The sequence below is a fragment of the Bradyrhizobium sp. WSM3983 genome (genome assembly GCF_000473045.1).
Classification (GTDB): Bacteria; Pseudomonadota; Alphaproteobacteria; order Rhizobiales; family Xanthobacteraceae; genus Bradyrhizobium.
The window spans coordinates 47,325-69,580 of record NZ_AXAY01000008.1 but is presented as its reverse complement, the minus strand read 5'-3'; the positions used below and the strand labels follow the sequence as shown (position 1 = coordinate 69,580).

15 protein-coding genes are annotated in these 22,256 nt (G+C 63.3%); 9 read left to right on the top strand and 6 right to left on the bottom strand.

Annotated features, from left to right (window positions below; genetic code table 11):
• Positions 1–51: 51 nt before the first annotated feature.
• On the bottom strand, positions 52–978 hold the full coding sequence (locus YUA_RS0114775) for a response regulator (RefSeq protein WP_035971058.1): 927 nt from the start codon (positions 976–978) through the stop codon (positions 52–54).
• The gene (locus YUA_RS0114770) at positions 962–4,330 is read right to left on the bottom strand and encodes an ATP-binding protein (protein WP_027531400.1); all 3,369 of its coding nucleotides are present in this window, start codon (positions 4,328–4,330) and stop codon (positions 962–964) included. Before YUA_RS0114770 ends, YUA_RS0114775 begins: the two co-directional genes overlap by 17 nt.
• A gap of 168 nt (positions 4,331–4,498) precedes the next feature.
• Between YUA_RS0114770 and urtA the strand changes: the two genes are divergently transcribed.
• The 9 genes from urtA (at position 4,499) to YUA_RS0114725 (ending at position 15,782) form a co-directional block, all read left to right on the top strand.
• Positions 4,499–5,758 (top strand): urea ABC transporter substrate-binding protein, encoded by a 1,260-nt coding sequence (gene urtA / locus YUA_RS0114765; protein ID WP_027531399.1) that lies wholly within the window; start codon positions 4,499–4,501, stop codon positions 5,756–5,758.
• 133 nt (positions 5,759–5,891) lie between these two features.
• The gene (gene urtB, locus YUA_RS0114760) at positions 5,892–6,818 is read left to right on the top strand and encodes an urea ABC transporter permease subunit UrtB (protein WP_027531398.1); all 927 of its coding nucleotides are present in this window, start codon (positions 5,892–5,894) and stop codon (positions 6,816–6,818) included.
• Positions 6,819–6,836: 18 nt separating this feature from the next.
• Positions 6,837–7,979: an urea ABC transporter permease subunit UrtC gene (gene urtC, locus YUA_RS0114755; protein ID WP_027531397.1), complete on the top strand. Its 1,143-nt coding sequence runs from the start codon at positions 6,837–6,839 to the stop codon at positions 7,977–7,979.
• Positions 7,980–7,989: 10 nt separating this feature from the next.
• On the top strand, positions 7,990–8,745 hold the full coding sequence (gene urtD, locus YUA_RS0114750; protein WP_027531396.1) for an urea ABC transporter ATP-binding protein UrtD: 756 nt from the start codon (positions 7,990–7,992) through the stop codon (positions 8,743–8,745).
• A gap of 192 nt (positions 8,746–8,937) precedes the next feature.
• Positions 8,938–9,627 (top strand): urea ABC transporter ATP-binding subunit UrtE, encoded by a 690-nt coding sequence (gene urtE / locus YUA_RS0114745; RefSeq protein WP_027531395.1) that lies wholly within the window; start codon positions 8,938–8,940, stop codon positions 9,625–9,627.
• Between the two features lie 27 nt (positions 9,628–9,654).
• Positions 9,655–10,884 carry a formamidase gene (fmdA, locus tag YUA_RS0114740; RefSeq protein WP_018316778.1) on the top strand — a complete coding sequence of 410 codons (1,230 nt, stop codon included), beginning with the start codon at positions 9,655–9,657 and terminating at the stop codon, positions 10,882–10,884.
• A 92-nt stretch (positions 10,885–10,976) separates the two neighbouring features.
• On the top strand, positions 10,977–11,351 hold the full coding sequence (locus YUA_RS0114735) for a zinc ribbon domain-containing protein (protein WP_027531394.1): 375 nt from the start codon (positions 10,977–10,979) through the stop codon (positions 11,349–11,351).
• Positions 11,352–11,395: 44 nt separating this feature from the next.
• On the top strand, positions 11,396–12,436 hold the full coding sequence (locus YUA_RS0114730) for an aliphatic amidase (protein ID WP_027531393.1): 1,041 nt from the start codon (positions 11,396–11,398) through the stop codon (positions 12,434–12,436).
• Between the two features lie 358 nt (positions 12,437–12,794).
• On the top strand, positions 12,795–15,782 hold the full coding sequence (locus YUA_RS0114725) for an autotransporter domain-containing protein (RefSeq protein ID WP_035971039.1): 2,988 nt from the start codon (positions 12,795–12,797) through the stop codon (positions 15,780–15,782).
• A gap of 3 nt (positions 15,783–15,785) precedes the next feature.
• Here the strand turns inward: YUA_RS0114725 and YUA_RS0114720 are convergent, their stop codons facing one another.
• From YUA_RS0114720 to YUA_RS0114705, 4 genes are all read right to left on the bottom strand, one after another.
• A complete protein-coding gene (locus tag YUA_RS0114720; protein ID WP_027531391.1) occupies positions 15,786–16,616 on the bottom strand; it encodes an MlaD family protein in 831 nt (276 codons plus the stop codon).
• A 188-nt stretch (positions 16,617–16,804) separates the two neighbouring features.
• A complete protein-coding gene (locus tag YUA_RS0114715; RefSeq protein ID WP_027531390.1) occupies positions 16,805–19,033 on the bottom strand; it encodes an acetate--CoA ligase family protein in 2,229 nt (742 codons plus the stop codon).
• Between the two features lie 142 nt (positions 19,034–19,175).
• Positions 19,176–19,745 (bottom strand): class GN sortase, encoded by a 570-nt coding sequence (locus tag YUA_RS0114710; protein WP_027531389.1) that lies wholly within the window; start codon positions 19,743–19,745, stop codon positions 19,176–19,178.
• Positions 19,746–19,846: 101 nt separating this feature from the next.
• Complete coding sequence (locus tag YUA_RS0114705) at positions 19,847–22,111, bottom strand: marine proteobacterial sortase target protein (protein ID WP_027531388.1); 2,265 nt, start codon at positions 22,109–22,111, stop codon at positions 19,847–19,849.
• Positions 22,112–22,256: the final 145 nt, after the last annotated feature.

Below are 22,256 nucleotides of genomic sequence, written 5' to 3'. Positions count from 1 at the left end.
GACGACGCTATTTATCAGGCGAGTGACGTCGCAACTCATTCGCAGCGTCGCTCATGAATTCCGCCTCGTCGCATTCGTCGCAATCGCAGCTGCCGCCGTTCGGTTCTCCACGCCGAGCTTGGCGTAAATCTGCTCCAGATGCTTGTCGACGGTGCGCGGGCTCAATCCCAAAATCTGCGCGATGTCGCGGTTGGTCTTGCCTTTGCTGAGCCAGGCCAGCACCTCGCCCTCCCTCGTGGTGAGGCCGAGCTCGCTGGTGAATTCGGGCGGCAGTGCGGTGCCGGACTCTTTCGACAGCCGCAGCAAAAACTCGTTCGGCGCGGTTTCGCCCATGTAGTAGAACCGGAGTTGCGGATTGTCGGGCAGGGAGGCGGCTTGCGATCTCGCGCTGCCCTTGCCCTTGGTCTGCTCCAGCCATTGCAGCAGTGACGGCGGCAGGACGAAGTCGTCGGCCTGTGCGCCGTGATGATCGGCCAGCAGTTTTTGCGCCTGCGGCGTCGCCCACAGGATGTGGCCCTGGCGGGTGACCGCGAACAGGAAGCGTCCGGAGACGTCGAGCGCGGTGCGCGCGCTCTGGGTCAGCCGCGCATTGCCGAGATGGACACGGATGCGCGCCAGCATCTCCTCGATCACGATCGGCTTGGTCACGTAGTCGACGCCGCCGGCTTCCAGCCCGCGCACGATGTGCTCGGTCTCGGCGAGGCCTGTCATGAAGATCACGGGAACATTGGCCAGGCCCGCGTCGCGCTTGAGCCTCCGGCATGTCTCGAAGCCGTCCAGCCCGGGCATCACGGCGTCGAGCAGCACGATGTCCGGCGTGATCTGGTCGACGATGCGCAACGCGCTCGTGCCATCGAGTGCGACCATCACCGTCATCCCGGCGCCGTCGAGCGCGTCGGTGAGCAGCCGCAGCGTTTCGGGGGAGTCGTCGACAACCAGCGCGACGTCGCGCTTTTTCGGCTCAATGCTCATAAGCATGCAGTGTTTTCAATGTGGTCATGTACTGATCGAGATCGAAGCGATCGACCAGCGATCGCATTTCGGCGACGAAGTCGGCGTGCTCCGGATGTTCGCTGCCGATCTCGTCCAGCTTCAATTGGATGGCTTTGACGTAGCCGATCTGGCCGAGCCCGATCAGCGCCTCGATGTGTCTCACCGGCGGCCGCGAGCCGCTCTCGGGCTGCCACAGCGGCACGACCTCATCGGAGCCGTACTGCCATTCGATCTTGAGCAATTGGCGAATGGTCTCCAACAGTCGCGGGATATCGATCGGCTTCATCAGATAGCCGTCGTGGAAGGGCTGTGCGAGCGGCGCACCGTGCGCCTCCAGCGCGCTCGCCGACACCATCAGGATGCGGGCCTGGTGATGGCCGTCGGCGCGCAGCTGTTCCGCGACCGTCCATCCGTCCATGCCCGGCATCGAGATATCGAGCAGGAACAGATCGGGCCGGCAATGCTGCGACAGCGCCAGACAGCCCGGTCCGTCGGGGGCGCTGAGCAGGATGAAGCCGAGCGGTGTCAGCACCTCGCGCAGGAGATCGCGATGCACGGGATCGTCGTCGGTGATGAGAATGGTCTTGCGCGCGCCGTGATAGCCGGAGATCGGTGCTTCCACCGGCGCGATGCGCCTGGGGTTGCTGACCTCCGATAGCAGCATCTTCACCTTGAAGGTGCTGCCGCGCCCAACCGTGCTGGCGACCTTGATGTCGCCGCCCATCACGCCGGCGAGCAGCCGGCTGATGGTGAGTCCGAGTCCCGTGCCCGTCTGCGGCTGCGACACCCCGAGCGCGCCGCGTTCGAAGGGCGCGAAGATGCGTTCGAGATCGTCGCCCTGGATGCCGGGACCGGTGTCGATCACCTCGAATTCGGCGACCGGGCTGCGGTAGTGGACGACGAACTGGACGCTGCCGGTCTGGGTGAACTTGATGGCATTGGACAACAGGTTGATCAGTACCTGACGCAGCCGCTTCTCGTCGGCATAGACCACCGTCGGCAATGTGGCCGGTCGCCTGAAGACGAAGTCGATGCCCTTGGCGCCGGCCTGGAGGCGGAACATGCCGACGAGCTGATCGAGGAATTCGCTCAAGCGGACTTCGTCGCGCGAGAGATACAGCCGTCCCGCTTCGATCTTGGAAATATCCAGAATGCCGTCGATCAGGCCGGAGAGGTGATCGGCGCTGCGCCGGACGACGCGGACCTGGTCGCGTGGCTTGGTGTTCAGCGTGGCGTCTTGCTCCAGGAGCTGCGCGTATCCGCTGATCGCATTCAGGGGCGAGCGTAGCTCGTGGCTCAGGCCCACCACGTAGCGGCTCTTGGCGAGATTGGCGGATTCGGCGACTTCCTTGGCACGCTGGAGCTCGGCATCGGTGCGATTGTGCGCCTCGATCTCCTGGATCAGGAGCGTCGTCTGTCGTCGCGTCTCGGCCTCCGCGGCGCGGCGGCTTTGCTGCGCCAGCACGAACAACCAGGCGACCACGCCGATGATGATGCTGAGCGAGAAGAACACCTTCCACAGCACGTTGGAAATGAGCGAGTTTTCGCCATGTACGCTCGCCGAGGTCTGCAGGAAGATCAGTCCGAGCACCAGTGCGACGAGACCGGCGGAGACGACGAAAACGCCGATATAGTGGCCGAACTGCGAGTTGATCCGCTGATAGATCGGCTGCGGCAGGATCTTGCTCAGCGCGTCCGAAAATTGCACCTGCGCCCGCGCATGTGGTTTGCAGAGGTCGTGGCAGCGTGCATCGAGCGAGCAGCACAAGGAGCAGATCGGGCCGGCGTAGGCGGGGCAGGACGTCATGTCCTCCGGCTCGAAGCTGTGCTCGCAGATGCAACACTGGATCGCCTCGATATTGGCCCAGCTCCTTTTCGGCTTGCGCGCGATGTAGAATTTTCCGTCCGTGAGCCAGGCGATGATCGGGGCGGTGACGAAGGCTACCGTGAGTGCGACGAAGGCGGCGAGTGCCTTCATGGTCGGGCCGAACAGGCCGTAGAACGCCGCGATCGATACGATGATCGCAAGCGTCATCGCGCCGACGCCGACCGGATTGATGTCGTAGAGATGCGCCCGCTTGAATTCCATCTGCGGCGGACGCAGGCCGAGCGGCTTGTTGACGACGAGATCGGACACCAGCGCGCCGACCCAGGCAATCGCAACGTTGGAGTACAGCGCGAGCGTCTGCTCCAGCGCCTTGTAGACGCCGATCTCCATCAGCAGCAGCGCCACCATCACGTTGAACACCAGCCAGACCACGCGTCCGGGATGGCTGTGCGTCAGGCGTGAGAAGAAATTCGACCATGCGATCGAGCCGGCATAGGCGTTGGTGACGTTGATCTTGATCTGCGACAGCACCACGAAGAAGCCGGTCAAGGCCAGCGCGAGGTCCGGGTCCGACAGCACGTAGCGAAAGGCCACGAGATACATATGCGCGGGCTCGGCGGCCTCTTCGGGCGGCACACCGTGGCTCAACGCAAAGAAGGCGAGGAACGAGCCGGCCAGCAGTTTCAGCGCGCCGAGCACGATCCAGCCCGGTCCCGCGCTCATCAGCGCGATCCACCACGACGTCCTGGAGGTGCGGCGGTCACGCGGCAGAAATCGCAGGAAGTCGACCTGCTCGCCGATTTGCGCCACCAGCGAGAACACGACGGAGGACGCGACACCGAACAGCAACAGATCGAAATGGCCACCGAGGTCGCCGTGCTCGCCGGCGAATTTGTGCCATTCCGTGAACGAGTGCGGGCTGGCCCATGCGATCGCGGCAAAGGGCAGGATGTGCAGGACGATCCAGAGCGGCTGCGTCCAGAGCTGGAAGCGGCTGATCAGCGTGATGCCGTAGGTCACGAGCGGGATAATCGCGACGGCGCTGATGAGGTAGCCGATCGGGCGGGGGATGCCTAAGCACATCTCCAGCGCGGTCGCCAGGATCACCGCCTCGACCGCAAAAAAGATGAAGGTGAAGGAGGCGTAGATCAGCGAGGTGACGGTCGAGCCGATATAGCCGAAGCCGGCGCCTCGGGTGAGGAGGTCAATGTCGATGCCGCTTTTGGCTGCATAATAGGCAATCGGCACGCCGCAGCAGAAGATGATGGTCGAGACCACGAGAATCGCTGCGGCTGCGTTGGTGACGCCGTAATTGAGGGTGATGGTGCCGCCGATCGCCTCCAGCACCAGGAAGGAAATTGCACCGATGGCAGTATTGGCGACGCGGGCGGCGGACCAGCGCCGCGCGCTCTTGGCGGTGAAGCGCAGCGCGTAGTCTTCCAGCGTCTGGTTGGCGACCCATTGATTGTACTGGCGCCTGACGCGGTCTATTCGCTGCCGCCCTGCCACTCGAACCCCACTCCCGAACTCGTTCAATCCCTCGCAAATCCCGTACCAAAAGCCTACGTCGGTATTTTGCGGTGCAGTATACGCGATCTTGCGTATGCTTGCGGTGCACAAATTCGAGCCATCCTCACGGCACCAATCGCGTGTCCTCGAACAAACAGTGGGGTGCTCATGTCAGACGAAGCAAACAAGGGCCTGTTGTCGCCGCTCCGGCGCAAACTATTGATGGGAATGGCGGCCGTGCCGGCCATTACGATGCTGCCGCGGACGTCATTTGCGCAGGCGCCTGCGACCTCGGCGATCAACACCACCGGCCTCGCGGTCACCGACACCGAGGTGACGGTTGGCATCCTGCATTCGGCGACCGGCACCATGGCCATCTCCGAAACCGGCTCGATCGAGGCCGAAAAGCTCGCCATCGAGCAGATCAACGCTGCCGGCGGAGTCCTCGGTCGCAAGATCAAGTTCATCCAGGAGGACGGCGCCAGCGACTGGCCGACCTTTGCGGAGAAAGCCAAGAAGCTGCTCGTCAACGACAAGGTCGCGGCGATCATGGGCTGCTGGACCTCGGCCTCGCGCAAGGCGGTTCTGCCGGTCGTCGAGCAGTACAACGGCATGCTCTACTACCCGACCTTCTATGAAGGTCTCGAGCAGTCCAAGAACGTGATCTACACCGGCCAGGAGGCGACCCAGCAGATTCTCGCCGGCCTGAACTGGATCGCCAAGGAGAAGGGCGCCAAGTCGTTCTTCTTCATCGGCTCCGACTACATCTGGCCGCGCACCTCGAACAAGATTGCGCGCAAGCACGTCGAGAACGTACTGAAGGGCAAGGTCGTCGGCGAGGAATACTATCCGCTCGGCAACACCCAGTTCAATTCGGTCATCAACAAGATCAAGCTGACCAAGCCCGACGTGATCTTCACCGACGTCGTCGGTGGCTCCAACGTCGCCTTCTACAAGCAGCTCAAGGCGGCCGGCATCGATCTCTCGAAGCAGGCATTGCTGACGATCTCGGTGACCGAAGACGAAATCGACGGCATCGGCGGCGAGAACATTGCGGGCGCCTATGCCTGCATGAAGTACTTCCAGTCGCTCGACAATCCGAACAACAAGGCCTTCGTGCCCGCGTTCAAGAAGATGTGGGGCGAAAAGACCGTCATTGGAGACGTCACCCAGGCGGCCTATCTCGGCCCGTGGCTGTGGAAGTTGACGGTCGAGAAAGCCGGCTCCTTCGACGTCGACAAGATCGCGGCGGCTTCGCCCGGCGTCGAGTTCAAGGGCGCACCGGAAGGCTATGTGCGTATCCACGAAAATCATCATCTCTGGTCGAAGACCCGGGTGGGCCGCGCCAAGCTCGATGGCCAGTTCGAGCTGATCTACGAGACCGCCGATCTCGTCGAGCCGGATCCGTTCCCGAAGGGTTATCAGTAAGAGACGCGGCGACTACCGCGGTTTCCCTCAAGTTCAAGCCGCTCCCTGGCGTGGATTGCAAGTCCATGCTCAAGACCCCCGCGTCGCGAATCTGCTCGCGACGCGGGACCCTATTCCCCGACGGAGGACATCGATGTTCGGCGACTATTCGATTGGTGACCTTGGCTCCATCTTCGTCATGCAGGGTTTTGCGGGACTGATCCTGTTCTCGGTCTACGTGCTGATGGCGCTCGGACTTGCGATCATCTTCGGCCAGATGGGCGTCATCAACATGGCTCATGGCGAGTTCATGATCTTGGGGGCCTATGTCACCTGGATGACCTCGAATTTCTTCCAGTCCTATTTGCCGGGCCTGTTCAGCGGCTATTTCTTCCTCGCGATGATCCTGGCGTTCATCGCATCCGGCGCATTAGGGATGCTGGTGGAATGGGTGCTGATACGGCATCTCTACAAGCGTCCGCTCGACACGCTGCTCGCAACCTGGGGACTCAGCCTGATGTTGCAGCAGGCTTATCGCTCCGTGTTCGGCGCACGCGAAGTCGGCGTCGAGCTGCCGCAATGGATGCTCGGCTCGCTGCACGTCACCGATAGCATCGAAGTGCCGATCAACGGCGTGTTCGTGATGTGCCTCACCGTCCTGATCACGATCTCCGTCGCCTATGTGATGTACAAGTCGCGCTGGGGCCGCCAGGTTCGCGCCGTCGTGCAGAATCGCATCATGGCCGGCGCCGTCGGCATCAACACCGAAAAGGTCGACCGTTACACCTTCGGTCTCGGCTGCGGCATCGCCGGCGTCGCCGGCAGCGCCTTCACCATGATCGGCTCGACCGGGCCGACCTCGGGACAGCTCTACATCGTCGACACGTTCCTCGTGGTCGTGTTCGGCGGCGCCGCGAGCCTGGTCGGCACCATCGCCTCGGCCTTCTCGATCTCGCAGACGCAATCCACCCTCGAGTTCTTCATGTCGGGCTCGATGGCCAAGGTGCTGACGCTGCTCGCCGTTGTCGGAATCCTGATGCTGCGGCCGCAAGGGCTGTTCGCCCTCAAGGTCCGCAAGTGAGAAATAGAGGCTGATGCAATGACCGACAATCGGTTCTTCAATCGATCGGAGCTCATCGGAATTCTGGTGCTCGCGGTCTTCCTGGTGGTGGTGCTGCCGCTCACGCTCGATGTCTTCAGGCTCAATCTCGTCGCGAAATATCTGACCTATGCCTTCGTCGCGCTGGGGCTGGTGATCTGCTGGGGTTATGGCGGCATTCTCAGCCTCGGCCAGGGCGTGTTCTTTGGGCTCGGCGGCTACTGCATGGCGATGTTCCTCAAGCTCGAGGCATCGAGCGTGGAGAACACCAAGATCCAGTCGACGCCGGGAATTCCCGATTTCATGGACTGGAATCAGATCACCGCGCTGCCGCTGTTCTGGAAGCCCTTCAACAGCCTCACCTTCACGATCGCCGCCATTATCCTGGTACCCGGCATCTTTGCCCTGATCATCGGCACCGCGATGTTCAAGCGCCGGGTCGGCGGCACCTATTTCGCGATCATCACCCAGGCGGTCGCGGCCATCCTCACCATTCTGATTGTGGGCCAGCAGGGCTACACCGGCGGCATCAACGGCATGACCGACCTGCGGACGCTGAAGGGGTGGGACATCCGGCCCGATCACGCCAAGGTCGTGCTGTATTTCTTCGAGGTCGGATGCCTGTTCGTCTGCATCATGATCGCGCAGTTCATCCGGCACTCCAAGCTAGGACGCATCTTGGTGGCGATGCGCGAGAAGGAGGACCGGGTCCGCTTCTCCGGCTACAGCGTCGCGAACTTCAAGATTTTCGCCTTCTGTATCGCCGCCGTGTTCGCCGCGATTGGCGGCGCCATGTTCGCGCTCAATGTCGGCTTCATGTCGCCGTCCTTCGTCGGCATCGTGCCCTCGATCGAGATGGTGATCTACACCGCGGTCGGCGGCCGGCTTTCGATCCTCGGCGCGATCTACGGGACGCTGCTGGTCAATTTCGCCAAGACCAGCCTGTCGGAAACCTTTCCCGAATTGTGGCTGTTTGGCCTTGGCGGTTTGTTCATCGCCGTGGTCCTCGCATTCCCGAACGGCCTTGCCGGGATCTGGGCCGACTATGTGCAGCCGCGCATCGATCGCCTGATCCCGTCGCGCAAATCAAAACCTGAAGGCTGGACCGACAGCTCGGTCGCCAACGGCGCCCCGGCCGAGTGAGGAGATCATCATGCTCGTAGGTCACCAGCCCAAGGAATTCCTGCTCGCGGTCGAAGCCCTGACTGTGTCGTTCGACGGCTTCAAGGCGGTCAACGATCTCTCCTTCTACGTCGACGAGAACGAGATCCGCGTCATTATTGGCCCGAACGGCGCCGGCAAGACCACGGTGCTCGACCTGATCTGCGGCAAGACCAAAGCGACGTCGGGTTCGATCCAGTTTCGCGGCAAGGAGCTGACGCGAATGAAGGAAAACGAGATCGTCAAGACCGGGGTCGGGCGCAAGTTCCAGAACCCGTCGATCTACGACGATCTCACGGTGTTCGAGAATCTGGAGATTTCCTATCCGCGCGGGCGCTCGGTGTTCGGCGCGCTGACCTTCACCCGCGATGCCGCAGTGCGCGATCGCGTGCATGAAGTCGCCGAAATGATCTTCCTGAAGGATCGGCTGAACATGAGCGCCGATCTGCTCAGCCACGGCCAGAAGCAGTGGCTCGAGATCGGCATGCTGCTGATCCAGGATCCGGACCTCCTGATGCTCGACGAGCCCGTCGCCGGAATGAGCGTGTCCGAGCGAACCAAGACCGCCGAGCTGCTCAATCGTATCATCAAGAACCGGTCGGTGCTGGTGATCGAGCACGACATGAAGTTCGTCGAAGACATCGCGCACAAGGTCACCGTGCTGCACCAGGGCCAGATCCTCTCGGAGGGGACCATGGAGAAAGTGCAGAACGATCCCAAGGTCATTGAAGTCTATTTGGGGCACTGAGGGATGGTTAGCAAAGGGCAAATGCAGTCGGCGCACTCGGTTCACCTCTCCCAATGGGAGAGGTCGAATTGCACAGCAATTCGGGGGAGGGGCTTCGCTCTCGCGTGGGACCTGCATCCCCTCACCCGCGCCTTCGGCGCGACCTCTCCCCGGCGGGGAGAGGTGAACGAACACCGAGCCTAGGAGTCGACGATGCTGGCTATTTCGGATCTCCACGTCGCCTACGGCCAGAGCGAGGTGCTGCACGGGCTCAACGTCAAGGTCGCGCCCAACGAGATCGTTGCGATCATGGGCCGCAACGGCATGGGCAAGACCACGCTGATGAAGTCGCTGATGGGCATCCTCCCAGCCAAGAGCGGCTCGGTGACCATGGACGGCGCCGAACTCGGCGGCCTGCCGAGTTATGAGCGCGTGGCCAAGGGCCTCGCTTATGTGCCGCAGGGCCGCATGATCTTCTCCACCATGACGGTGAAGGAGAACATCGAGACCGGGCTCGTCGTCTCCGGCGGTTCCGAGGTGCCTGGCGATATCTACGAGCTGTTTCCGGTGCTGCTGGAGATGAAGGGGCGTCGCGGGGGCAATCTCTCCGGCGGGCAACAACAACAATTGGCGATTGCGCGTGCGCTCGCGACCAAGCCGAAGGTGCTGCTGCTGGATGAGCCGACCGAAGGCATCCAGCCGTCGATCATCAAGGACATGGCGCGGACGCTGAAACGCATCCGCGACGAAAAGGGCCTCTCGATCGTCGTCTCCGAGCAGGTCCTGAGCTTTGCCCTCGATATCGCCGACCGCGTGCTGGTGATCGAGAACGGCGCGATCGTTCGAGATGACCCGCGCGACAGCGTCGATGCCGCGCAGGTCTCGAAATATTTGTCTGTCTAACCAACCGTAGCAAAGGGGAGCATCTCGATGCCAGAGACACTGATCAAGGTCGATCTCACCAAGTCGGCTTACGAAAATGACATGGTGCACAACCGCTGGCACCCCGACATCCCGATTGTGGCCTGGGTCAATCCCGGCGACGATTTCATCATCGAGACCTATGACTGGACCGGCGGCTTCATCAAGAACAACGATTCCGCCGACGACGTGCGCGACATCGATCTCTCGATCGTGCACTTCCTCTCCGGTCCGATCGGCGTCAAGGGCGCCGAGCCCGGCGATCTTCTCGTCGTCGACCTGCTCGACGTCGGCCCGATGAAGGAGAGCCTCTGGGGCTTCAACGGCTTCTTCTCCAAGCAGAATGGCGGCGGCTTCCTCACCGACCATTTCCCGCTGGCGCAAAAGTCGATCTGGGACATCAAAGGTCTCTACACCTCGTCGCGCCACGTGCCCGGCGTGAATTTCGCCGGTCTCATCCATCCCGGCCTGATCGGCTGTCTGCCCGATCCGAAGATGCTGGAGACCTGGAACAAGCGCGAGGCCGAGCTGATCTCGACCAACCCGACCCGCGTGCCTGGCCTCGCCAACCCGCCGTTTGCGGCGACCGCCCATGGCGGCCGCGCCAAGGGAGACGTCAAGGCCAAGATCGGCGCCGAGGGCGCGCGCACCGTGCCGCCGCGCGAGCATGGTGGCAATTGCGACATCAAGGATCTCTCGCGCGGCTCAAAAATCTATTTCCCGGTCTACGTGCCCGGCGCCGGTCTCTCGATGGGCGATCTGCACTTCAGCCAGGGCGACGGCGAGATCACGTTCTGCGGCGCGATCGAGATGGCCGGCTGGCTGCATCTGAAGGTCGAGGTAATCAAGGACGGCATGTCGAAATACGGCATCAAGAACCCGATCTTCAAGCCGTCGCCGATCACGCCGAACTACAAGGACTATCTGATCTTCGAAGGAATCTCGGTCGACGAGGCCGGCAAGCAGCATTATCTCGACGTCCACATCGCCTATCGCCAGGCGTGCTTGAACGCGATCGAGTACCTGAAGAAGTTCGGCTACTCCGGCGCCCAGGCCTATTCGATCCTCGGCACCGCGCCGTGCCAGGGTCACATCTCCGGCGTGGTCGACGTGCCCAATGCCTGCGCCACGCTGTGGCTGCCGACCGAGATCTTCGACTTCGACGTGATGCCGTCGGCTGCGGGCCCCATCAAGCACATCACGGGCGATATCCAGATGCCGATCTCGCCGGACAAATAGTCCCTGCGCGACCGGATGCGGGACGGCGCCACTTGGACGCCCCGCGTCCGCCGCCCGAAATGGCGAACACGCAAGAGTGTAGGGATGATGCGATGCCGGTCTATGAATATCTCTGTGACGACTGCGGTCCGTTCAAGGACCTGCGCCCGATGGCGGAATGTGACGATCCGCAATCCTGTCCGCATTGCGAGACGATGGCACCGCGGGTGATCCTGACCGCGCCGAACTTCTTCTGCATGCCGGCAGAGACGCGCAAGGCACACGCCGTCAACGAACGCAGCACGCACGCGCCGCAGACGCTCGCGCAATACAAGGCCTCGCACGGTCCAGGTTGCGGCTGTTGCTCGTCAGGCAAGACCATCAAGGACAAGGGCGCGTCGGACAAGAAGCCCGCGCGGCTGGTGACCAAGACCAGGAGCGGCGCCAGGGGCTTTCCGACGGCACGGCCCTGGATGATCAGCCACTAACGCACGCGATGATCTCAAACGAATAAAAGACAGGAGCGCTCAACATGCTTCACGGCGATATTTCCAGCAGCAACGACACCGTCGGCGTCGCGGTGGTCAACTACAAGATGCCCCGCCTGCACACCAAGGCCGAGGTTCTCGACAACGCCCGCAAGATCGCGGACATGCTGGTGGGCATGAAGGCCGGCCTGCCGGGCATGGATCTGGTGATCTTCCCGGAATATTCCACGCAGGGCATCATGTACGACTCCAAGGAGATGTACGAGACCGCCTCCGCAGTGCCCGGTGAGGAGACCGCGATTTTTGCCGAGGCCTGTCGCAAGGCGAAAGTGTGGGGCGTGTTCTCGCTCACCGGCGAGCGGCACGAGGAGCATCCACACAAGGCGCCCTACAACACCCTGATCCTGATGAACGACAAGGGCGAGATCGTGCAGAAGTATCGCAAGATCATGCCGTGGGTGCCGATCGAGGGCTGGTATCCCGGCAACTGCACCTATGTCTCCGAGGGTCCGAAAGGGATGAAGGTCAGCCTGATCATCTGCGATGACGGCAATTTCCCTGAGATCTGGCGCGACTGCGCCATGAAGGGCGCCGAGCTGATCGTGCGCTGCCAGGGCTATATGTATCCGGCCAAGGAGCAACAGATTCTAATTTCAAAGGCGATGGCCTGGGCCAACAATGTCTATGTCGCGGTTGCCAATGCCGCCGGCTTCGACGGCGTCTACTCCTATTTCGGTCACTCCGCGATCATCGGCTTCGACGGCCGTACGCTCGGCGAGTGCGGCGAGGAGGAGTACGGCATCCAGTACGCCCAGCTGTCGAAGCACCTGATCCGCGATGCGCGCCGTAACGGCCAGTCGCAGAACCATCTCTACAAGCTGGTCCACCGCGGCTACACCGGCATGATCAATTCGGGTGAGAGCCCGCGCGGCGTCGCGGCCTGCCCTTATGACTTCTACAAGAACTGGATCGCCGATCCCGAAGGCACCCGGGACATGGTCGAGGCGATGACGCGCTCGACGGCGGGCACGGCCGAATGCCCGATCGACGGCATCCCGAACGAGGCCGCGCCGAGCAATTACTAGGCCATGACGATGTCGCAGGCGCGCAACGGGGCCGGTATTTCACTTGGGGTGCGAATGGCCGGTAGACATGGTCGGTCATTCTGACGCAGCTTCGTGTGCGTGGACCGGGAGCTGATCGTGTCAAAACGTGGCGCGGTTGCAACAACATGTGTCGAATCTGCGTAAGTTGCAGCCTCACAGGCGGATTCCGACCCGCGCGTAGTTCTACTGGCCACCTCCATGTTTTAGGTTCCCCAGGGCGACGCTGAGCGCCGTGAATAAGGGGCTGAATGTGGGGGCTGGGTTGCCATCGAGCGGACAGGGTTGCGCGCGCCGGAGTGTTGCCGCGGTTGGCGCGGCACTCTGGCTTGGCCTTGCCGTGAGCGTGGCCGTTGTGGCGAGCCCCGCAGCTGCGCAGCAAATCTTCAACGGATCGCAGACCTCACCCAACGGTTCGGTTAACGGCGGTGGCGGCGTCTGGGACAACACCACGACCAACTGGACCGATTTCTTCGGCTCGACCAGCACGGCCTATGATCCCACGTCAGCCGGCACGCTGTTCGGTAGCAGTGGTCCCTCGATGCCGGCGACGGGCGGCACGGTCACGGTCACACCGGGCGGCGTGCAACTCACCAGTCTCGTGGGCTTCGACCTCACCGGCGACGGCTCAATTTATACCATCCAGGGCGGTGACCTCAGGCTAGCCCCGGGTGGCACCACTTTCTTCACCAACGATGTGACGGGCACTGGGGAACCCTCGGCTGTGATCGCTTCCCGCATCGTCGGCACCGGCGGCATCTCCGTACAGGGACCCGGTTTCCTGACTTTGCTCGGCGCCAATACTTATACCGGTGACACTTTCATCTGCGCCTGCGGCTCACTGCAGCTTGGTGACGCGACCCATAGCGCCAGCATCATCGGTGCCGTCACCAACGAGGGCTTCCTCAAGATCGTCAACGCCGACATGTCGGGTGTCACGTCGCTCTCGAACGCTTTCTCCGGCGTGACGATGTTCCTCAATGCGACCTCCGCCGGTTCCATGGCGATCACCAACAACGGCCAGCTGTATTTCGGCGATCCGACCGGGAGCGGGACCGACACCGCGACGGCCGGACGGGCGACCATCACCAATGACAGCGGCTTGATCGCCTTCTTGACCCGGACCAATGCGGGTTCGGCCCGCATCACCAACCAGAACAGCGGCACCACCGCGTTCATCGATCAGGCCTCGGCGGGGTCGGCTACCATCGTCAACAAGGATTTTGGCGGCACGACCTTCGGCGCCGTGCCGGGAAGCACTGCAACCGCCGCCAATGCAACGATTATCAACGAGGCCAACGGCATCACCGATTTCGGTGCGTTCTCGACCGCCGGCAACGCCACGATCATCACCAAGGACGGCGGCCAGACCTCGTTCGTCGACAATTCCACCGGCGGCAATGCGCGCTTCATCACCACCGGCACCGGCATCGTCGATTTCGGCGGCGGCCCCGGCCTAGCCGGGCCGGCCGGCGATGGCCGCATCACTGCCGGATCAATCGAGGGCAGCGGTCTCTATTACATCGGCGGCGGCAACACGCTGGTTGTCGGCAGCAACAATCTTTCGACCGAGGTTAGTGGCGTCATCGGCGACACCAACCCTTGCGGTTGCGGTCTCGCCGGACCGGGCTCCCTGGAAAAAGTCGGCAGCGGAACGCTGGTCCTCTCGGGCACGAATACCTACACCGGCACGACGACGGTGAATGGCGGCATCCTGCGCGTCGATGGCGACATCTCCCAGTCGAGCCTGACCATCGTGAATGCCGGCGCGGCGTTGTACGGCGCCGGCATCGCCGGCAACACACTCATCGCCAACGGCGGCATTTACGCGCCCGGCGACGGCGGACTGGGCCCGAGCATGCAGGTTCAGGGCGATCTCACACTTCAGCCCGGCTCGGTCTATGTTGTGCAGATCGGTAGCGGATCCAGCACGAGCCGCGCGCTCGTCACCGGCAATGTCTCGCTGAACGGTACGGTCGGCGTCTCGCTGTATCCCGGCAGCATGGTGATGAAGCACTACGCGATCATGGACTTCTTAGGCACCGCCGCAGGCAATTTTACCGGCGTTGCCGCGCGGGGCGGCCTCGTCGGCGCGACGACCGTCGGGTCGAACGAGGTCTTTCTCGATTTCACGCTGAACTACGGCGCGAAATACGCGCTCAACGTCAACCAGCGGAACGTTGCCACGACGCTTCAGAATTTCTTCAACACCAACGGCATCCTGCCGGCCGAATTTGCGGGTCTCGGTCCGGCCGGCCTGACTCAGGCCTCGGGTGAATCCGCAACGGGATCGCAGCAGACGACATTCAATGCGATGAACCTGTTCATGAGCCTGTTGACCGACGTGTTCGGCGCGGGACGCAGCGACACGCCCGGCGCGAGGCCTTATGCCGAGGAGACCAGCGCGACTGCCTATGTCGCATCCGGCAAGCGGCCCAGCGACGCCTTTGCCTCGATCTATCGCAAGGCGCCATCGCCGACATTCGAGCAGCGCTGGGATGTCTGGGCGGCAGGTTTCGGCGGCTCGCAGGCCACCGACGGTCGTGCGGCACTCGGCTCCAACAACACGACCAGCAGCGTCTACGGCACCGCCGTCGGCCTCGACTATCGCTTCTCCCCGTCGACGGTCGCGGGCTTCGCACTCGCCGGTGGTGGCACCGGCTTCGGCGTCAACGGACTGGGCTGGGGTCACTCCGACATGTTCCAGGCCGGTGCGTTCGTCCGTCACAATGTCGGGCCCGCTTATGTCACGGCCGCGCTGGCCTATGGCTGGCAGGATGTCACCACCAACCGCATCGTCACAGCCGCCGGCAGCGATCAGCTGCGTGCGCAGTTCAATGCCAACGCCGTTTCGGGCCGTATCGAAGGCGGCTATCGCCAGGCGACGCCGTGGATCGGGCTGACGCCCTATGCCGCGCTCCAGGCCACGATGTTCAGCCTGCCGAGCTATTCGGAGTTCGCCGTGGTCGGCAACAATATCTTCGCGCTCAACTATGCCGCCAAGGACGTGACCAGCACCCGCACCGAGCTTGGCCTGCGCGCCGACAGATCGTTTGCCGCGGCCGGCGGCGTGGTGACGCTGCGCGGCCGTGCGGCCTGGGCGCATGATTTCAATCCTGACCGCACGGTCGGCGCGGTGTTCCAGACGCTGCCGGGTTCGGCCTTTGTCGTGAACGGCGCGGCGCTGGCGCGCGATTCCGTGCTGACCACGGCATCGCTGCAGATGAACTGGATGAACGGCTGGTCCGCGTTGGCAACCTTCGAGGGCGAGTTCTCGAACGTCACGCGCTCCTACGCCGGCAAGGGTGTCGTGCGCTACACCTGGTAGGCTTTACCGCTTCTGCTGCGTTGGCTTGCGCGGCGGACGCGGGGCGGCAGCGGGTGCGGGCGTTCCGCTCATCTTGTTGGCGGCTTCACTGACATCGAGCAGCGAGCGGCGGGTGTCCTCGAGGAAGCTTGCCGATGTCTTCTTCATGGTGTCGGCGAGCTCGTGCAGCCCCTTGATCTTTTCGAGCAGCTCGTCGGCCTTGCCGTCGACGAAGCCCGGCACCACGCCCTCGATCTTGGTGACCGCCTTGTCGAACCCCGCAAATGCATTGTCGACCTTGAGCATCACCGCGTCGATCTCGTCACCCTTGCCCCTGAGGTCCGCCGTATGGTTTTCGAACGTGCGCAGGCCGTCCTTGATTGCGGGTGCGTTGCTGACGATGGTGCGATCGACGCTGTGCAAGGTGTCGACGATGGATTCCGCGTCGCTGAGATCGGCGGTCAGCACGGGAATGCCGTCCGAGTCCAGCGGCACCGGTGGTGCGGACGGAGCGCCGCCGATCAGCGAAACCGCCGCGACACCGGTGAGGCCCTGGAACTCGATGCCGGCGACCGTGTCCTTGCGGATCGGCGCGGTGTTGTCGAGCGACACCAGCGCCACGACCTTGCGCGGATTTTCCAGCTTGATCGACAGGATCTGGCCGGCGGGCACGCCGTCGAAATTGACCGGGCCCCCGCGGCGCAGGCCGCTCGCGGAACCGCCTTCGAACACGACGCGCAACTGGCTGCGGCTCTGGCTGGCGCGCCATTTCTGCACGCCAAGCAGGCCGCCGAACGCGACGGCGATTGCCGTCAGCGTCGCCGTTCCGATCATCAGATTGCTCGCGCGTGCCATGTGGGTGCGATTTTACGGCCAAAGCGGGGAAGTTGGAAGGAGCCCGGATGGCCGCGATGTTAGCCGGGGACGGGTTAACGACCTGTCCGCCGTGGCTCGAAGAGCGAAGGCGGAAGCGTACCTCGCCGTATTCGATCGTCCGTCTCGCAAATCGGCGGATTACGTTGCGCTAATCTCCCTACGCGACATCAATGCCCGGCGGCCCGTGCGGCGTTGTTCAACACGATGAGCGCATCGACCGCGACGCCGGTTTTGGCATTGATCAGGAACGGATTGACGTCGATCGAGGCGATCCGGTCGCCGGCATCCGCGATCAGGTTGGAGAGCCCGGCCAGCGCCTTCACGGCCGAGGTCTCGTGCAACGCCGGTTTGCCGCGATAGCCGCGCATCTTGATGCCGGCCTTGGTGCGGCCGATCAGGAGCCGCGCCTCGGCCTCGTCCAGCGGCGCGCCGGCCAGCGCCACGTCCTTCATCAGCTCGATATCGATGCCGCCGGTGCCGAACAGCACGACAGGCCCCATCTCGGCGTCGAGCGAGGCGCCGACCACGAGTTCGAGGTCGGCCTTGACCTGCTGCGCGATCAGGATGCCGTCGAGCTTCGGCTTGCCCTTCAGCTTCTTCACCCGCGAGGTGATGTCGGAAAACGCTTTCTTCACCTCGGCCGCGCTGTTGAGGTTCAGCACCACGCCGCCGATATCGGATTTGTGCAGGATCTCGGCGCTGACGACTTTGGCCACGACCGGAAAGCCGATTTGCCTGGCGATCTTCACGGCCTCCGCTGCGGTCTGCGCGACTCCCTCCTTCGAGACCGGGATGCCATAGGCCTTCAGCAGCTTCTTCGAGGCGACCTCGTCGAGCGCGGCGCCGCTCGCCGACTTCAACGTCTTCTCGAGCACGGCGCGCGCGGATGGCTTCGAGCTAGAGACGATGTCGGGCACCTCTTTGCGCAGCCTGGCATAGGCGAGCAGCGATTTGATCGCGGTCACCGCGCGGTCCATGCCCTGCATCACCGCAAGGTGCGGCAGCGATTTACGCAGGCCCTTGGTGAATTCGGTGAAGCCGATCGACATCGCGCTGATATAGATCACGGGCTTTGAGGCCCGGCTCGCCATCTCGTTGACGATGCGCAGATTGCGCTCGCGCTGCTCGTGCGGCGTTTTTGGAAACTCGGCGTCGACGATGACGATGTCGATATCGGGGTCGTCGATCATCAGCTTGATCGACTTCATGTAGACGGAGGGATCGACCACCGCGGCAAAGCCGGCGTCAAGCGGATTGCCGACGATCGAGCCCGGGCCGAGCATCTTCGCCAGTTCGCCGCTGACATGCGGGCTTAGCGGCGCGAAATTCAGGCCTTCCGCGTAGAAGGCGTCGATCAGCATGCCGCGCTTGCCGCCGGACAGCGTCACCGCCGCGAGCCGGCCGCCCCTGGGCACGGCCGCGTGGACGAAGCATTCGGTGGTCTCGATCAATTCGTCGAGCCCACTCACGCGGATCACGCCTTCGCGGGTTGCGATGGCGTCGAATGTCTCGATCGAGCCCGCCAGCGCGCCGGTGTGCGCCATCGCGGCGGCACGACCGCCCTCCGAAGATCCGAGCTTGAGCGCGATCACCGGCTTGCTCGCGGCACGCGCGGCCTTGCAGGCGTCGCGAAACGCCTTGGTGTTACGCACGCCTTCGAGATAGACCACGATCACCCTGACGCTCGGATCTTCGGCGAAATAGCGCATCAGGTCGGGCGTCTCGAGTCCGGTCTCATTGCCTGTTGTGACCATGTAGCCGACACCGACGCCGCGATCCTCCAGCGCCTGGCGGATTGCCATGACGATGGCGCCGGATTGGCCGGCGATCGCCACCGCGCCCTGTTCCATGGTGACGATGCGGTCGTCGATATTGGTGAAGAGCTTTTCCCCGGCGCTCAAATTGCCGAGGCAGTTCGGTCCGGTGACGGCGAGCCCCGTCTCGCGCACGGCCTGTTGCAGCTCCGTGGCGAGCTTCTGGCTCTCCTCATCCTGCAACTCGCTGAAGCCGGAGGTGACGATGGTAGCTGACCGGGCGCCGGCAGCGGCGGCGTCGCGGATCACCTGCACGGCAAAGCGTGCGGGCACCAGCACCAAAACGTGATCAGGCTTCTCGGGGAGGCTCGCAAAATCCTTGTAGCAGGGTACGCCCCAGATGGTTTCGCGCTTGGCGTTGACCGGATAGAGGCCGCCCTCGAAGCCGTATTTGAGCAGATTGTTCCAGATGCGCTCGGCGTAATTGCCCGGCTTGTCGGTCGCGCCCACCAGCACGATGTTGTGCGGATGCAGCATGGCGTGGATGCCCTTGACGATATCACTGGCATCGGGCGGTGGCGACCATGAGCGGGCAGGAACCGGCGCCGCAGAGATCTGCGCTTTAGCGACCTGGGCTTCCATGGCGTGATCTCACTTGTTGTTCTTCTTGGCAGCGCGTCACTCTGTTCTATGGCGAGTTCTTCGGAGTGGCAACAGTGTGGATGGCATGCCGTGTGATGGAATGAATGACGCATCGGCGCGCCTCGCCGGCCCGATGGGCGATCTATCTGTCGGCGCCTATCAATGTTGCATGCAGGATGTAGCGCTCGGGGCCGGAGATGACGGCGTCGAATGGCCAGCAGGTCGCAAGAACAAGCTCGAAACCTTCTGCCGCGGCGTCGAGGCCCGATGCATCGAAGGGGACCACGGCCGAGGAATCCGCGCGATAGCGAAAGCGTTTGCCGTCACTTCGTGTGACATCGATCACGTCGCCAATGGCAACATCCCGCAGGAAGCGGAAATGTGTATCGCGATGAGCAGCATATATCGCAACGCCGCGCTCGCCCGCATCAACCGTTTGGTGGAGATGACCGGATCCGAAGGCGAGCGCCTGGCCGCTCGTGCCGTCCAGCACGATGGCGCTGGCGCCGAGCCGTTTCACCTCGATCCGGGCCACCGGCCAGGTATCGGCCCAGGACCACGGCTTGACCGGCCGGCCGGTCGCAACGCTCCGGTCGAACGCACGCTCCAGCAGCAGCTGCGCGAGCCACGCCTTGGCGTGGATGTAGGCGCCGTCGCCGAACAGGATCGTTCCGACAAGCGCCAGGACCAGAGGCGAGATGAGGCGGGGCATGAGCTCCATCAAGAAAAAGGCGCGCGCGGCCGTTGGTATCGGGACGGGCAGCCGCGCGCGCCAAGCAAGAGGAGTTCGGGGAGCTCCTCTCTCAAACGGCGTCATTGAGCAAGGGTCTGACGCCGGTTGAACACGAACAGGATCAGGGCGAGAGCGATCATGATCAGGCCTGCGATCATCTTCAGCTCGGCCGAGGTCGCGGTCTTGGGCAGGAGGATCGCATCGGGCGTGACAGGGGCCGGACGCCTTGCGGCAGGCTGGCCTGCATCGGCGCGGCGCTCGCGCAACTGTGTCGGCGTCAGCTGCGGCCGTTCGCCGAACACCTTCGCGAAATCCCAACCCGCCGGCAGGTTGATCGGAAGCTCGCCGAGCTTGAGCGGCTGGCCTTCGGGACGGCTCGGCGTCTTGTCGACCGCGACGAGACTGGTCAGTCGCGTGACGATTTGGTGATCGAGCGCCAGCGCAAGAATTGTCTTGTCCGTATCCTCCGGCGTCATCTCGCGGAGCGTCCGCGCCACCTCGGCATCGCTGATCTTGCGCCTGGCCCAGAGTTTTGACAGGCCTTTGCCCCCGGCGGCATTTTGCAGCGGCAGCGTCACCGACCACGGCCGGTCGCCGACGCGACCCTTGATCTCCAGCGAGCCCGCAAGCTTGTCGAGCTTCGCCGCCAGCACCAGCGGCTCGTTGTGATAGATGTCGGGAATGATTGCCGGCGTAATGTCGGCATTGGCCTCGGAGAATTTTGCGGTGAGGCCGGTCACGGCTGGGTTCTCCAGCTTGGCGAACAGGCCGCGCATGCGCTCCTCGACCTGCTCGACCGAGCCGATATGGGTGAAGGCGCCACGGCCGAGCTCGGAAGCCCGCGTCATCAGATAGGTGTTGGGCGCGGAGCCGATGCCGACCATGAAGATGCGCGAGCGGCCGCGCATCGCGGTGATAGTCTCGAACAATTGCTGCTCGTTGCCGATCGCGCCGTCGGTCAGGAATACGATTTGGCGAACCATGTTGGTGTCACCGAGCTTGTCGGTCAGTGCCGCACGCATCGCCGGAACCATCTCGGTGCCGCCGCGTGCCTGCAATGCGCTGACGAACGACGTCGCTTCACCGACATGCGCGGTATCGGCCGGCAGCGAGGTCGGAAACAGCACGTCCATGGTGTCGTCGAAACGGATCACGTTGAAGCGGTCGTTCGGCTGAAGGCGACCGAGGGCATAGAGAAGGCTCGCCTTGGCCTGTTCGATCGAAGTTCCGCCCATCGAGCCGGAATTGTCGATCACGAACACCACTTCGCGTGGCAGCGGCCTCTGCGTTGCTTGCTCGGCGGCCGGCGGCGTGACGAACGCGAGCAGATAGTCGGCATCACCGACATGTTCGCGGAACAGCCCGACCGAGGGCGCCTTCCCGACGGCCGGCTCCCAGGTCAGCTCGAAGTCGCGGTCGGCGGGCACGGTGCCGTCGGCAAGCGTCACGACGCGCGTCGTGTTGTCCGGGCTCTCGATCTTGACGTTGTGATCGTGGCTCTTCACCTCGCCGAGCGCGAAGCCGGCTTTCAGGTGCACCGTGATGCTGGTCGGATTGATCGGCGCGGTCTTCGAGGGATTCTTGGCGAGATCGAGCACCGGCGGCGAGATGCGGTCGCGGTCGGGCTCCGGGTCTGATGTGGTTGCGCCCCAACCGGAGCCGTCCTTGCGAAAGTCGACGCTCTGCACGATCGGCGCGGGATTGTAGCGCGGCCCGACGACGAGCGGCACGCGCAGCGAATATTCGTTGCCGGACTGATGCACCGGCTCCTGATATTCGATCTGCACCAGCACGGTTTCGCCGGGACCGATATTGGCGACCGAGTTGGTGAAGATGTTCGGCCGCTCCTGCTCGGTGAGCGCGGCCTTCTGTCCGTTGCGGCGCGCCTGCTCGTAGATCACGCGTGCCTGCTGACGCTCCCTGATGTCGCCGACGATGACGCGGTCGCCAACCACCATCTTCAGTGTGTCGACGGCGCCGTCAGTGGCCAACGGATAGACATAGGTCGCCTCCACCCAGTCCTTGGTCGGGTTGCGGAAGATCTGCGTGACGCGCGTGCGCGACGTCGGGCCTGATACCGTGATGTCGACATCGATCCCGAGACGGATGGCTTCGGTGTAAGCGCCGTCCTCCTTCAGGAGGAGGCTGCCGGACCTGGCATCGCCGGGCTGGAGCAGGCTTGCCTGCTCCATCGTCGCTGACCAGGAGGTCTCGAAGCTCACCAGCAGGGCCACGAAACTGACCAGGAGCACGGCAATGCTTTGCGCCAGAAGGAACAGACCGACCTTGATCAGCCTCCCGAGCCAGGGGTGTCCGTCGCTGTCGACCGTGTCGTAATTGTCCATTTGGCCTGCTCCCGAAGTGTGCTTGACGCTGCCGAGCATCCGCCGGGAGGGGCGATTTCGCGAGCAGATTGATCGGCAATGTTCCGCCGCGGCTGGCCCGGGCGGCCGCCGTTTTGGCGGCGATGTCCGGTTTTGTGCTGACTTG

What these genes read in the sequence shown, in the direction of transcription:
- YUA_RS0114735 (WP_027531394.1), top strand. Translation starts at nt 10,977, where the DNA reads ATGCCGGTCTATGAATATCTCTGTGACGACTGCGGTCCGTTCAAGGAC.
- fmdA (WP_018316778.1), top strand. Translation starts at nt 9,655, where the DNA reads ATGCCAGAGACACTGATCAAGGTCGATCTCACCAAGTCGGCTTACGAA.
- YUA_RS0114710 (WP_027531389.1), bottom strand. Translation starts at nt 19,745, where the DNA reads ATGCCCCGCCTCATCTCGCCTCTGGTCCTGGCGCTTGTCGGAACGATC.
- YUA_RS0114775 (WP_035971058.1), bottom strand. Translation starts at nt 978, where the DNA reads ATGCTTATGAGCATTGAGCCGAAAAAGCGCGACGTCGCGCTGGTTGTC.
- urtC (WP_027531397.1), top strand. Translation starts at nt 6,837, where the DNA reads ATGACCGACAATCGGTTCTTCAATCGATCGGAGCTCATCGGAATTCTG.
- YUA_RS0114715 (WP_027531390.1), bottom strand. Translation starts at nt 19,033, where the DNA reads ATGGAAGCCCAGGTCGCTAAAGCGCAGATCTCTGCGGCGCCGGTTCCT.
- urtA (WP_027531399.1), top strand. Translation starts at nt 4,499, where the DNA reads ATGTCAGACGAAGCAAACAAGGGCCTGTTGTCGCCGCTCCGGCGCAAA.
- urtE (WP_027531395.1), top strand. Translation starts at nt 8,938, where the DNA reads ATGCTGGCTATTTCGGATCTCCACGTCGCCTACGGCCAGAGCGAGGTG.
- YUA_RS0114705 (WP_027531388.1), bottom strand. Translation starts at nt 22,111, where the DNA reads ATGGACAATTACGACACGGTCGACAGCGACGGACACCCCTGGCTCGGG.
- urtD (WP_027531396.1), top strand. Translation starts at nt 7,990, where the DNA reads ATGCTCGTAGGTCACCAGCCCAAGGAATTCCTGCTCGCGGTCGAAGCC.
- YUA_RS0114720 (WP_027531391.1), bottom strand. Translation starts at nt 16,616, where the DNA reads ATGGCACGCGCGAGCAATCTGATGATCGGAACGGCGACGCTGACGGCA.
- urtB (WP_027531398.1), top strand. Translation starts at nt 5,892, where the DNA reads ATGTTCGGCGACTATTCGATTGGTGACCTTGGCTCCATCTTCGTCATG.
- YUA_RS0114730 (WP_027531393.1), top strand. Translation starts at nt 11,396, where the DNA reads ATGCTTCACGGCGATATTTCCAGCAGCAACGACACCGTCGGCGTCGCG.